The sequence below is a fragment of the Burkholderia sp. MSMB1589WGS genome, assembly GCF_001636105.1.
In the GTDB taxonomy this organism is placed as follows: Bacteria; Pseudomonadota; Gammaproteobacteria; order Burkholderiales; family Burkholderiaceae; genus Burkholderia; species Burkholderia humptydooensis.
In genome coordinates, this window is sequence record NZ_LNJT01000008.1 from 46,131 (window position 1) to 57,716 (window position 11,586).

12 protein-coding genes and 1 pseudogene are annotated in these 11,586 nt (G+C 72.0%); 3 read left to right on the top strand and 10 right to left on the bottom strand.

Annotation, left to right across the window (positions count from 1 at the left end; translation table 11 throughout):
- Nucleotides 1–30: 30 nt before the first annotated feature.
- From WT16_RS18235 to WT16_RS18245, 3 genes are all read right to left on the bottom strand, one after another.
- The gene (locus WT16_RS18235; RefSeq protein ID WP_063533900.1) at nucleotides 31–2,625 is read right to left on the bottom strand and encodes a TonB-dependent receptor; all 2,595 of its coding nucleotides are present in this window, start codon (nucleotides 2,623–2,625) and stop codon (nucleotides 31–33) included.
- 132 nt (nucleotides 2,626–2,757) lie between these two features.
- Entirely contained in the window at nucleotides 2,758–3,762 is a 1,005-nt protein-coding gene (locus WT16_RS18240; RefSeq protein WP_063533901.1) for a FecR domain-containing protein, read from the bottom strand.
- A complete protein-coding gene (locus WT16_RS18245) occupies nucleotides 3,759–4,268 on the bottom strand; it encodes a sigma-70 family RNA polymerase sigma factor (RefSeq protein WP_006027303.1) in 510 nt (169 codons plus the stop codon). Before WT16_RS18245 ends, WT16_RS18240 begins: the two co-directional genes overlap by 4 nt.
- Nucleotides 4,269–4,397: 129 nt before the next feature.
- Here WT16_RS18245 and WT16_RS35040 point away from each other — a divergent pair.
- Nucleotides 4,398–4,675, top strand: a pseudogene (locus tag WT16_RS35040) (hypothetical protein); the annotation flags it as partial.
- A 153-nt stretch (nucleotides 4,676–4,828) separates the two neighbouring features.
- Here the strand turns inward: WT16_RS35040 and dapF are convergent.
- From dapF to WT16_RS35425, 6 genes are all read right to left on the bottom strand, one after another.
- On the bottom strand, nucleotides 4,829–5,683 hold the full coding sequence (gene dapF / locus WT16_RS18255; protein ID WP_063533903.1) for a diaminopimelate epimerase: 855 nt from the start codon (nucleotides 5,681–5,683) through the stop codon (nucleotides 4,829–4,831).
- A gap of 327 nt (nucleotides 5,684–6,010) precedes the next feature.
- The gene (locus tag WT16_RS18260; RefSeq protein ID WP_063533904.1) at nucleotides 6,011–6,370 is read right to left on the bottom strand and encodes a hypothetical protein; all 360 of its coding nucleotides are present in this window, start codon (nucleotides 6,368–6,370) and stop codon (nucleotides 6,011–6,013) included.
- Between the two features lie 40 nt (nucleotides 6,371–6,410).
- Nucleotides 6,411–7,460 (bottom strand): YceI family protein, encoded by a 1,050-nt coding sequence (locus tag WT16_RS18265; RefSeq protein ID WP_063533905.1) that lies wholly within the window; start codon nucleotides 7,458–7,460, stop codon nucleotides 6,411–6,413.
- Between the two features lie 43 nt (nucleotides 7,461–7,503).
- A complete protein-coding gene (locus tag WT16_RS18270) occupies nucleotides 7,504–8,304 on the bottom strand; it encodes an anti-sigma factor (protein WP_059929915.1) in 801 nt (266 codons plus the stop codon).
- Nucleotides 8,301–8,822: a sigma-70 family RNA polymerase sigma factor gene (locus tag WT16_RS18275; RefSeq protein ID WP_006027310.1), complete on the bottom strand. Its 522-nt coding sequence runs from the start codon at nucleotides 8,820–8,822 to the stop codon at nucleotides 8,301–8,303. Before WT16_RS18275 ends, WT16_RS18270 begins: the two co-directional genes overlap by 4 nt.
- A gap of 15 nt (nucleotides 8,823–8,837) precedes the next feature.
- Nucleotides 8,838–8,972 (bottom strand): hypothetical protein, encoded by a 135-nt coding sequence (locus WT16_RS35425; RefSeq protein ID WP_041862085.1) that lies wholly within the window; start codon nucleotides 8,970–8,972, stop codon nucleotides 8,838–8,840.
- 429 nt (nucleotides 8,973–9,401) lie between these two features.
- On the opposite strand from WT16_RS35425, the gene WT16_RS18285 reads away from it, so the two are divergent.
- Together WT16_RS18285 and WT16_RS18290 are read left to right on the top strand one after the other, a co-directional pair.
- On the top strand, nucleotides 9,402–10,325 hold the full coding sequence (locus WT16_RS18285) for an AraC family transcriptional regulator (RefSeq protein WP_063533906.1): 924 nt from the start codon (nucleotides 9,402–9,404) through the stop codon (nucleotides 10,323–10,325).
- Nucleotides 10,326–10,511: 186 nt separating this feature from the next.
- Entirely contained in the window at nucleotides 10,512–11,216 is a 705-nt protein-coding gene (locus WT16_RS18290) for a fumarylacetoacetate hydrolase family protein (RefSeq protein WP_006027314.1), read from the top strand.
- Nucleotides 11,217–11,350: 134 nt separating this feature from the next.
- On the opposite strand, the gene WT16_RS35045 is transcribed toward WT16_RS18290, so the two are convergent.
- Nucleotides 11,351–11,575: a GDCCVxC domain-containing (seleno)protein gene (locus WT16_RS35045; protein ID WP_009914927.1), complete on the bottom strand. Its 225-nt coding sequence runs from the start codon at nucleotides 11,573–11,575 to the stop codon at nucleotides 11,351–11,353.
- Nucleotides 11,576–11,586 lie beyond the last annotated feature (11 nt).

Genomic DNA, 11,586 nt, shown 5'->3' on the forward strand with positions numbered 1-11,586 from the left:
AAAATCCGCCTTGAAAAACGGCGCCACGCTTCAGAACTGCAGCGTCGTCAGCAGCGACACCTGCCGCGCGTCGCCGACCGATACGAAGAACCGGTTCACGCTCGACGGGTAATACGTGCGGTTGAACAGGTTCTTCACGTTCAACTGGAACTGCAGATTCTGCTTGCCGATCCGCGTGTCGTAGGTCGCGAACGCGTCGGCGGTCGCGTATGCGGGCAGCGTGAAGCTGTTCGCCGAATCGCCCGGCCGCGCGCCGACGTAGCGCCCCGCCGCGCCGACGCGCAGATCGTCGCCGCCGAACACCGTGCCCACGTCGTAGACGGCCGCGAGCGACGCCGTGTGCCGCGCGACGTTCCACAGCCGGTTGCCCGCGTACAGCGGATCTTCGGTCGTCTTCGCGTCGATGTACGCGTAGCTCGCGATCACGTTCCAGCGCTCGCCGATCCGCCCCGACACGTCGAGTTCGATCCCGCGCGAGCGCGCGCGGCCGGACGTGCGCCAGTCGGTCTGGCTCGTCGCGTCGTTGTACTGCGACACGAGCACGTTCTTCTTGTCGATGTCGAAGAACGCGAGCGTGCCCGCGAGGCCGCCCGGCATGTCGAGCTTCGCGCCGAGCTCCCACGACGCGCCCTCCTCGGGCGCGGTCGAGCCGTCGATCACGTAGCCGCCCGACATCGGCGCGATCTTCGACGTCGGCTTCAGCGACTGCGTGTAGCTGCCGTACAGCGAAAGCGCGTCGTTCCACTTGTAGACGATGCCCGCGCGCGGCAGCCACTTCGTGCCGCTCAGGTTCGTGTTGACCTGGAACGGCCGGCCGCGCCCCGCGAGCTGGCTGTAGCGGACGAAGCGCGCGCCGCCGACGAGAATCCACTTGTCGGTCAGGTGGATGCTGTCCTGGAAGAACACCGAGGCGGTGTGCAGCGTGTCGCTCTGGTCGCTGTCGGACGCCGACACGCTCGTTGACGGCGAAATCAGCCCGTAGGTCGGGTTCAGGTAGCTGAACGGCGTCCTGATCGACTGGCGCAGCATGTCCGCGCGGTAGACCTGCCGGTATTCGCTGTCGACGCCGAACTGCACGTCGTGCCGCATCCCGGCGAGCGTCACGCGGCCATCGAGGTACGCCATTGCGTAGCTGTCGGTGCTGCGCGAGCCATGCGTGGCGTCGTTGCTGCGCGTGAGCGTGCCGTTGGCCGGGTCGACCGCCGTGATGCGAATCTGGTTCGCGTCATACGTCTCCCGGTTGTAGCTGTAGCCGAGGTGCGCCTTCCAGCCGGGCGCGAGCTGGTGGTCGACCGTGAGCTGCGCGAGATTCGATTCGCCGCGCATGTCGTTGAACGGCTCGTCGAGCCGGCGGCGCGCCGGGATCGCGAGCGGCGCGTTGGTGCGCGGATCGAGCGCGGTGCCGCGGTCGAACGGCATCAGGAAGCGCCGGTACTCGTAGGACAGCACCACTTGCGTATCGCGCCCATACCACGCGAGCGACGGCGCGACGAGCGTCTCGCGATGCTCGCCGTAGTTGCGCCAGTACTGCTCGTTCGTCTGATCGACGATCAGCCGGTACGCAAGCCGCGAATCGCCGATCGCGCCCGTCGAGTCGAACGTCGCTTCGCCGCCGTTCCTGCCGTGCCCGTACGTCGAGCCGAGCACCGAGACCACGTGGCGGCGCGCGAGCTGCGGCTCTTTCGTGACCACGTTGATCACGCCGCCCGGGTCCATGATCCCGTACAGCAGCGACGCCGGCCCCTTCAGCACTTCGACGCTGTCCGCCGTCGCGTTCAGCGAGCGGCCCTGCACGATCGGCATCCCGTTGCGCATCACCGAGCCGTCGCGGTTGTCGCCGAAGCCGCGCTTCATCACCGTGTCCTGCGTGCTGCCGAGCGTGTTGCCCTGCGTGATGCCGCTCACGTTCGCGAGCGCGTCGTCGAGGTTGCGCGGGCGCTGGTCGCGCAGCACCTGCGGCGGAACCACGTTGACGGCCTGCGGCACCTCGGCGAGCGGCGCGTCGCTGCGCAGCCCCGCCGCCTCGCGCGGCGGGCGATAGCTGTCCGCATGCGGGCCGCTCGCGCGCACCGCGACGGTCGGCAGCGTCGTGTCGGTCGCGAGCGCCGTCCCCGCGCCCGGTGCGGCCGGCGCGGCGGGCAGCCTGACGAGCGTGTAGCCGCCGCTCGGCTGCCGGGCCGCGACGAGGCCCGTGCCCGTCAGCAGCCGGTCGAGCGCCGCGGCCGCCTCCGCGCGGCCGTGCAGGCCGGGGCTGTGCAGGCCCGCGGTCAGCTCGCCCGGGAACGACAGCAGGATGCCGGCCTCGCGGCCGAAGCGGGTCAGCGCGGCGTCGAGCGGCCCGGCTGGAATGTCGTACGTGCGCGTCGCGGCGGCCGGCTCGGCCGCACGCGATGCGCCGGGCGCGGCGAATGCCGAGAACAGCGCGGCGGCGGCCACGCTCGCGACGACGCGGCGCGGCGCGAACCGTGGCGCAGCCACGTTGCTTCGCCGGCGCCCGCCGCGCTGCGCCGCATGCGCACGGCTGGGCGCGCGCGCGATGCGCGCGGCGGACGCGGCCGGCTCGAGCGAAGCGGCCGGCGCGCCGGCGCACGCGTGGCGAGAATGGCGATTGCGGAATGAATCCATGATCGATGACTCGTTGACGATGGGTGGAATGCAGCCTTCATTTCCCATGTCACGCGAACATCGAAAACAGCTCAGGCCCGGCGGGAATTTTTTTCGGAAGCGTTCAGGATTCCAAAAGCGCTCGGCGCGCGCTCATTCGCGCGCCGCGACGACCGTCACCCAGTAGCGGGTCAGGTACTCGACGTCGACGGGCAGCGTCTCGCGCAGCGTGTCGAGGATGCGGTCGGTGTCGTCGAGCGGGTACGTGCCCGACACGCGCAGGTTCGCGACCGCCGCGCCGCAACGCACGCGGCCTGGGCGGTAGCGCTCGACCTCAGCCAGCAGCTCGGCGAGGCGCAGGTTCGATGCGACGAGAATGCCGTCCGCCCACGCGCCCGCGTCGCCTCCGATCGCGCGCGGCGGCCCGGCGAGCGCGTCGCGCGTGAAGTCCGCGCGCTGCCCCGCAGAGATCAACGGCGGTTCGCCCGCCGCGCGCAGCGGCGCGATCCGCACCGCGCCGTCGAACACGTCGACGCGCGTCGCGTCGCCGCGCTCGCGCACCGAGAAGCGCGTGCCGACCGGGCGCACGTCGCCGTGCGCGGTCGCGATCACGAGCGGACGGGCGACCGCGCGCGCCGCGTCGTGGCCGCTCGTCACCATGATTTCGCCGCGCAGCAGGCGCACGCCGCGCGTCGTGTCGTCGAAACGGATGTCGATCGCGGTGTCGGTGTCGAGGACGACCGTCGTGCCGTCCGCGAGCGCGATCGTGCGCCGCTCGCCGACGGCCGTGCGCACGTCCGCGCCCCACGCGCGCCACGGCGCGTATGCGCCGCCCGTCCAGGCGGCGCCGCCCGCGAACAGCAGCGCCGCGAGCGCCTTGACCGCCGCGCGCCGTCCGCGCGAGCGCGGCGGCAGCAGCGCGGCGCGGGCGGCCTGCGCGCTCAGCGTATCGGCGACATGGCCGAGCCGCCCGTTGACGGCCTCGATGTGCCGCCACGCGGCGTCGTGCGCCGGGTGCTCGGCGCGCCAGCGCGCGAGACGCGCGCGCATCGCGTCGGTCGCGTGGCCCGAGCCGAGCTCGACCCACCATTCGACCGCGCGGCGCGCGACGGGCGCGGGCACCGCGGGCGGGCCGCCGGCCGGCTTCGCGCCGCTCATGCGGCGATCGCGAAGTAGCACTGCGCGCCCGCCTTCACCAGGTAGCGCTTGACGGTCGCGAGCGACACGCGCAGTTCGGCCGCGATCTGCGCGTGCGTCATCCCGTCGAGCTGCGCGAGCAGGTACGCGCGCCTGACCGCGGCGGGCAGCCCGTCGAGCCTCCGGTCGATCTCCACGAGCGTCTCGAACAGGATCGCGCGCGTCTCCGGCGACGGCGCGACCGCCTCCGGCAACTGCGCGAGCGCGTCGAGATACGCGCGCTCAAGCCGCTCGCGCCGCCAGTGGTTGTACAGCACGCGCTGCGCGACGGTCGTCAGGAACGCGCGCGGCTCGGCCGCGCCGATCGGCTCGTCGCGCGCGAGCAGGCGGATGAACGTGTCGTGAACGAGATCGGCCGCGCGCTCGCCGCAGCCGAGCTTCTTCGACAGCCAGCCGTGCAGCCAGCCGCGATGACCGGAGTAGAGCGCAGCGATCTCCCGCTGCAGGTGCAGAGTGTTGGCCGGCATGGACGTGATCCCCCCGGACCATCGTGCCGGGATGCTGTTTTGTAAATGCGAATGATTATTATATACAAACTTGTAACCGGACGGTGAACGAGACGACCCGGTCTGTGGGGCCGTCTCGACGCTTCGGTGCTGCAGCGCCGGCTCCAGCCGGAAGCCGACGACGACGCGTCATTCCGGCGCCCGTGCAGCGGTCGCGCGGCGCAGGCGCTGCGCGAGGCGGGATGGCCCGGCCGGATCGTGCTGATTGGCGCGGAACCGCATCGCCGTACGAGCGGCCGCCGCTGTCGAAAGCGGTACTGACGGGCGAGCGCGGCGCTGGACAGTGCGGCTTGCGCCCGCTCGCCGCGTGGCGCGACGACCGCATCGGGCATGTCGTCGCGACGATCGCGCGGATCGATCCGTCGGCGCCGAGATCCACTTCCATTTCGATGTGAACGAGCGGCTCGTTGCCGCGAGCGGCTTCGGCCCGGCGGCCGGATTCGCGAAGGAGATGAAGCTCGCGCGGATGATCGTCGAGCGCGGCGACGCGTTCGCGCCGGACCGGCTCGCCGATCCGGCCGTCAGGTTGAAGGCGTTGTTGCGACGGGCGCGCCGGCCCCGATCGCCGGCAAAAGCCGGCTTGCGACCGTCCCGCAAAAGACCGGCTCGACGGAGCCGGTCAGGACCACGCCGCTGCGCCCGTCCCACTGCACCGTCACCGCGCCCCCGTCGCATTCGACGTCGACGGTATCGTCCAGCAGGCCGCGCCGAATCCCGCCGACCGCCGCGCCGCACGAGCAGGAGCCCGATCCGAGCGGGATGCCGCCGCCGCGCTCCCAGATGCGCAGGCGAATGCGGCCGCGGTCGATCACCTGGACGAAGTGCACGTTCGTCCTGTTGCGGAACAGCGGATCGGCTTCGATCCTGGGCCCGATGGCCGCCACGTCGACGGCGGCCAGATCGCTGACGAAGAACGTGCAATGCGGATTGCCCATGCTGCACGCGGTCGGACTGCCGGGAAGCGGCAACGCGTTCGTGTCTGCCGGCTCGGCGAGCGGGATGTCGCGCCAGCCGAGCAGCGGCTTGCCCATGTCGACCGACACGCGTTGCGCCGCGTCCCGCGCGCAGGTCAGCAAGCCTCGGCGGGTGCTCAGCACGACCGACGAAGTCCCCGCCTCGCGCATCAGCATGTCCGCCACGCCGCGCGTGGCGCTGCCGCAGGTGTCGAGAGCCGTGCCGTTCGCATTCCAGAACTGCACGCGCGCGGTCGCATCGTCGCAGTCGAGCACGACGGCGAGCTGATTGAAGCCGATGCCGCGATTGCGGTCGCCGAGGCGCCGGGCGATTTCGCTCGTGATCGGATCGATCCCGCCGCGCGCGTCGATCACGACGAAGTCGTCACCGTGCGCATGCATCTTGGCAAATCGTATTGTCACGCGATGTCCCGTTTTCGATCGATTGGTCTTCCAACGGCGATCTCGGCGCCGATCGCCCGATCCTCGCCCATCATGCCGCTTCCGCAGCCGATTCTACGTGAATCCCCGAATGCGCCTCGTCAGACGAGGGACCGCTCCGTGCGTGCCGCCGCCTGCCGCCGCTTCGCCTCGCGGCCGACGGCACGCCCGTCAGCGCGCCCGAAACCGCGTCGGCGCGCGCGTTGACGAGGCACGGCACGCCCCGCCCGCACCCGCGCCGAGGAACACGCGGCGGGCCATTTCCGGCGATGCGGCGCGGCGGTTCCTCGGGCCCGCCGCCCCGCTCCGTCACGGCCTCGCGACGTGCCACATGCCGCCGAAGCCGTCGCCGTTGTGCTGGCCGGGCTTCGTATCGCCGGAAAACCGGTACAGCGGATGCCCCTTGTACGTCCACTGGCGCTTGCCGCCCGCCGCGGCGATGAAGCCGAGGCCGCCGCCCGGCCTGTCGTACGCGTCGGCGAGCGCGGCCGGCCAATTCGCCGTGCAGCCTCCCGTGCACGCGCTCTGGCCGGGCATCGTGTCCCGGTCGAACGTGTAGAGCGTCATGCCGTCGTCGTCGACGACCATGCCGTTCGACTCCTTCGGCGGCTCCGCGAGCGCTGCGGCCGGCACCGCGCACGCGATCGCGATCAGCAGAATCTTGATCATGAGGACTGCTCCTCCAATGAAGAAAAACACACGTGCGGGCTTACGGACCTGCGCGCGCCCTGACAAACTCGGCGCGAATGCGCAGTTGCACGTCGTCGCCGACGGCGGGCAGCCAGCGCGACAGACCGAACGCGGTCCGGCTGAAGTGACCGTCCGCGACGAACGCGAGCGTGCGCGCCGCGTCCGGCGCGGGTCGCCCGGGCGATTCGCGCGATTCGGGCGATTCCGGCGGTTCGGTGCCGCGCCGGGCCGCGCGCTGCCGAACGGCGTTGCCGCTCGGGACAATCCGGCTCGCATCCGCGTCGCGCGGCATCGCATCGGGCGAATCGGCATCGTCCAGCGCCGCATCGCGCGGGCGCGCATCGTATGGCCCGAATTCGCGCCGGCCCCGCGCCTCGCGCCGCCAGGCCGAGTCGCGCGCGTCGCCGTCGCGCGCGTCGGCGCCCGGCTGCCCGGCGTCGAAGCGCACGGCGAGCGTGATCGGCCGCGTCGTCGCGCGGATCGTCAGATCGCCGGTCAAGCGGGCCGTCGCCGCGCCGGTGCGCTCGAATCGCGTGCCGACGAAGCGGATCTCCGGGTAGCGCGCGACGTCGAGCATCGCCGAACCCTTCACGAGCGCGGCGACGAACGGCACGTTCGCGCCGAGGCTCGCCGCATCGACCGTCACGTCGACGCGGCTCGCGAGCCGATCGTCGTCGCCGCCGGCCAGTTCCGCGTGCATTTGCGTGAAGCGCATCGTCAGATGCGCGTGCCAGAAATTGTCGACGCGGAACGTGACGCCGGAGTGCCGAGGGTCGAGCCGGTAGCGCGGAGCGGGATGCGGCGACGCGGCGAGCGTGCCGGCCGGCTCGGCGCCGGACACGTCTGCCGCGCCGGCCGGAGCCGACGTGCCCGATGCGCGGGACGTGCCTGACGGGCGTGACGCATCCGCCGCGCCCAACACGCCCAACACGCCCAACACGCCCAACACGCCCGAGACGCCCGAGACGCCCGACGCGCCCGCCGCGCCCACGCCCGCCGCGAGCCACGCGCCGACCGCGCACGCAAGCGCCGCGACGACTGCTTTCGCGGATGAACCGGCGGCCCCCATGATCGACTCTTCGGTTGCCTCGACGTCGCGGCCCGGCTCGCGCCTATCGCCACCGCTCCGGATGGCCGCCGAGCTCGCCGCAGACGTCGGCCGCGATCGCGCGCAGCCGGTCTTCGGCGATCTGGCCGGAGAGCGCGTACGCGGTGCGTTCGCTGACCCAGTAGAACGTGCGCCGCTCGCCGTCGCGCAGCAGCCGGACCGCCGTCTCGCGCTGCGAGGACGCGCTCACGTAGAGCGCGAGCCGTCCCCCGGCCGCGTTTTCATACATGAACTGCGCGGCGGGGCCGGTCGCGCCCGGCAGCAGCCGTCCGCCGAGCAGCGCGAAACCGTACTCGTCGAGCGAAGGCGCGGCGATCCGGCGGCCGACGCGCGTCGACAGCCAGGCGGCGAGCGCACCGTCGCGGCCGCCGGCGATCTCGACCGGATGCCGCGCGTCGGGCGCGTAGACCGCATACGCGTGATCCGCCTCATGCGCGAACGCGGCCTGCACGGCCGCGGGCGCGCCCCATTGCGGCGCGAGCGCACCGCCCAGCCAGCCGAGTGCGACGCCCGCCGCCAGCGCGCCGCCCGCGAACGCGGCGCGCCGCCACCACGGCGTGCGCACGCGCAGCACGATGCACGGGCCGCTGCGCTGCGCGACGGGATCGGCGAACAACGCCCGCAGCGCCGCGCGCTGCGCGCGATAGTGCGACACGACGCCGGCCGCGCGCGGGTCGGCCGCGAGCCGCTCGGCGATCGCGCGGCGCTCCGCGTCGGGCAGCTCGCCGTCGACGAACGCCGACAGCGCGAAAAGCCCCGGTTCGTCGGATTCCGGTGCGACGGTGGGATCGGGATCGTCGCTCATCGATGATGTCTCGCAGCGGTGAATGACAACGGCGGCCGAAGCGGCGCGTCGGTCAGCAGCGCGCGCATGTGCTCCCGCGCGCGCGACAGCCGCGACATCACCGTGCCGACCGGCACGCCGAGCACCGCCGCCGCCTCCTGATAGCTCAGTTCCTCCACGCAGACGAGCAGCAGCGCTTCGCGCTGCTCGAGCGGCAGCCGGTACAGCATCCGCTGCACGTCGCGCAGCACGAGCGCGTCGACCTGGCCGACGGGCGCCTCGAGCGTGCGCCACGGGCCGTCGTCGTCGTCGACGGCGAATTCGCGGCGCGCGCGCAACTGATCGATGTACAAGTGGCGCAGGATCGTCAGCAGCCACGCGCGCAGGTTGCTGTCGGGCCGAAACGCGCTCATTCGCGACAATGCGCGCTCGGCGGTGTCCTGTACGAGATCGTCGGCCCACGCGGGATCGCCCGTCAGCGCGCGCGCATAGCGGCGCAACTGCGGCAGCCAGCCGACGACGTCCGATTCGAAGCTCACGCGCGGCGCCGTCGCTCAATACCCGCCGCCGCCGGCGCCCCGGCCGTAGCCGCTCGCCGGCGTCGCATGGCCGGCCGGCGACATGTCGTCCGACGACGCGCAGCCCGCCGACAGCATCAGCGCGAGCAGCGCGAATACGGCTGAAAGCATCCGTGTCGATTTCATTTCCGCCTCCGGGCGGCGCATCGGTCGGGTCCGGGCGTCGCGCGCACGCCGCGGCGGGCGGCGCCCCATGTCTGCGAAAACGAACGCCGCGCGTGCTTTATTCCTTTGTTCGCGGTGTCATCACAAAGATAGGCGGGTTCGCGGACTTTTCACGTGCTGGGAAACGCTGTGGCGCGGCATCGGCGTCCCGGCGGGCGTCGAACGTTCTTGCGCGTCAGCCGCGATGCGCGATCGCTCGCGCCCGCCCGACGACGCGGCGGCCGCGCCGCCCGCCCACGCCGCGCCCCACGCCCGCCCGTTTTTAGCGACAATTCGACCATTGCCCGTCGCGCCGCCGCGCGGGCCGACCGCACCATCCGCATCACGACCACGACAGCCCACATGCCATCCCCAGTCAGGCCGCGCACGTACGGCATGCCCGAGCGCAGCGACCGCCTCGATTTCTACATCCGCGACGAGGCCACCCGCCGGGCGATCACCGAGCCGCACCGGCACGCGTACTTCCAGATCCAGTTCAACCTCGGCGGCGACACCGAGCAGCAGATCGGCGGGCTCACGCGAGCGTTCCCGCGCGGCGCGCTCGCGTTCGTGCTGCCGTACCGAGAGCATCTGATTGCGCATCCGCCGGGCGCGCACTTCGTCGTGATCAACTTCTCGCAGACGTTCCTGCGCGCGGATCTCGACGTCGATCCGCTCGATCTCGAGGACGTGTCCGCGCAGCGCGCGCCCGAACTCGCGCCGTTCCGCTTCCAGGAGCACCTCGACTTCATCCTGACGGGCGCGGCGTTCGACGACGCGCGCCGCCTCGCGCAGCGCATGCTCGAAGCGGACCGCGCGCGCACGTTCGGCTCGGTGCCGCTGTTGCGCGGCTACCTGCTGCAATTGATCGGGCTCGTCTGCACGCAGTACGCGGGGCCGCTCACGAAACTCGCGCAAAGCGGCGCGCATCGCACGGGCCGCCGCGACGCGTTCGCGCGCGTGCTGCGCCACGTGCGCGCGAACCTGACGAACGACGCGCTGACGCTCGCGGGCACCGCGCGCGCGGCGTTTCTGTCGCCGAACTACCTCGCGCACCTGATCCGCAAGGAGACGGGCAGCACGTTCACCGATCTCGTCACCGAGCGGCGGATCGCGCTCGCGCAATCGCTGCTCGCGCACACGACGCGGCGCATCGCCGACATCGCGCACGCGGTCGGGTTTCGCGACGAAGGCTATTTCTCGCGGCGCTTTCGCGCATGCGTCGGCCTGTCGCCGAAGGAGTACCGCGATGCGAACGGCGCGCCCGGCGCGGCCGGCTCGAAAGGCGCGGCGCGGGCGGCCGCGAAGCCGCGCGCGTAGTTTTGTCCATGAAAACCACACATCCGTCGCATCGGCGCGTGGCCGGCGCCGGTATCGTCGATATGTCGACGACGCCAGCCGCGACGTCCGCCGCGACACGCGGCCGGGCGTCGCGCCGTCGAAGGCCGCCGCCCGCGCCTTCGCTTTCCGGCTCCCGCTTTCCAACACCTTTTCAGAGACTCCAAGATGACCGATTACGTATTCGCGCCGCCCGCCGTTCCGTCCGTCGAGATCGCCGGCTCCGCCGCGCGCTTTCCGGTGCGCCGCGTGTTCTGCGTCGGCCGCAACTACGCGGACCACGCGCGCGAGATGGGCGCCGATCCGAACCGCGAGCCGCCGTTCTTCTTCACGAAGCCGGCCGACGCGATCGTGCCCGCGAGCGGCACGGTGCCGTACCCGACGCTCACGTCCGACCTGCATCACGAGATCGAGCTCGTGATCGCGATCGGCCGCGGCGGGCGCGCGATTGCCGCCGACGCGGCGCTCGATCACGTGTGGGGCTATGGCGTCGGCGTCGACCTGACGCGGCGCGACTTGCAGGCCCAGGCGAAGAAGGCCGGCCGGCCGTGGGACTGGGCGAAGGGCTTCGACGCGTCGGGCCCGCTGACGGCGCTCCATCCGGCCGCGTCGATCGGCCATCCGCAACGCGGCCGGATCTGGCTCGCGGTCAACGGCGACGTGCGCCAGCAAGGCGAGCTCGCCGACATGATCTGGCCGATTCCCGACGTGATCGCGTATGCGTCGCGCGCGGTCGAGCTGCGCGCGGGCGACCTGATCTTCACCGGCACGCCGGCGGGCGTCGCCGCGTTGCAGCCGGGCGATCGCGTGACAGGGGGCGTCGACGGCGTCGCGTCGTTCGAGTTCGTCGTCGGGGAGCAGCCGGCGGCGTGAACTCGCGCGGGCCCGCCGCCCGGGCGCGCGGCGAAAGCCGGCAGGCCCGCCCGGCGGCGGGTGTGCGGCGCGTCGGCATATCGATTCATCGGTACATCCACGCATCGGCGCAACGCGACGCCGCGCGCCCGTCGTCACGAACCGGCCGCGCCGTCCGATTCCGATCGCCTCTGCCTCGACGGGCAACACACCGATCCGTACGAGCAGAACACGCAGCAATCGCCCGGCTTCGGACGCAGCAACGCGCCGCAGGCGCTGCATGCGTAGAAGAAAAGACAGGTGTCCTCCGGCATCGTCTCTCGCCGCGCGAAGCCGCAATGCGGACAAGTCAGCACGGATTCCCGCACGATCGCATTCATTGCTCCTCCTT

Bases quoted from the DNA above. Each gene is read 5' to 3' on its own strand.
- WT16_RS18235 (WP_063533900.1), bottom strand. From the start codon at position 2,625: ATGGATTCATTCCGCAATCGCCATTCTCGCCACGCGTGCGCCGGCGCG.
- WT16_RS18285 (WP_063533906.1), top strand. From the start codon at position 9,402: ATGCCCGAGCGCAGCGACCGCCTCGATTTCTACATCCGCGACGAGGCC.
- WT16_RS18270 (WP_059929915.1), bottom strand. From the start codon at position 8,304: ATGAGCGACGATCCCGATCCCACCGTCGCACCGGAATCCGACGAACCG.
- WT16_RS18265 (WP_063533905.1), bottom strand. From the start codon at position 7,460: ATGGGGGCCGCCGGTTCATCCGCGAAAGCAGTCGTCGCGGCGCTTGCG.
- WT16_RS18290 (WP_006027314.1), top strand. From the start codon at position 10,512: ATGACCGATTACGTATTCGCGCCGCCCGCCGTTCCGTCCGTCGAGATC.
- WT16_RS35045 (WP_009914927.1), bottom strand. From the start codon at position 11,575: ATGAATGCGATCGTGCGGGAATCCGTGCTGACTTGTCCGCATTGCGGC.
- WT16_RS35425 (WP_041862085.1), bottom strand. From the start codon at position 8,972: ATGCTTTCAGCCGTATTCGCGCTGCTCGCGCTGATGCTGTCGGCGGGC.
- WT16_RS18245 (WP_006027303.1), bottom strand. From the start codon at position 4,268: ATGCCGGCCAACACTCTGCACCTGCAGCGGGAGATCGCTGCGCTCTAC.
- WT16_RS18240 (WP_063533901.1), bottom strand. From the start codon at position 3,762: ATGAGCGGCGCGAAGCCGGCCGGCGGCCCGCCCGCGGTGCCCGCGCCC.
- WT16_RS18260 (WP_063533904.1), bottom strand. From the start codon at position 6,370: ATGATCAAGATTCTGCTGATCGCGATCGCGTGCGCGGTGCCGGCCGCA.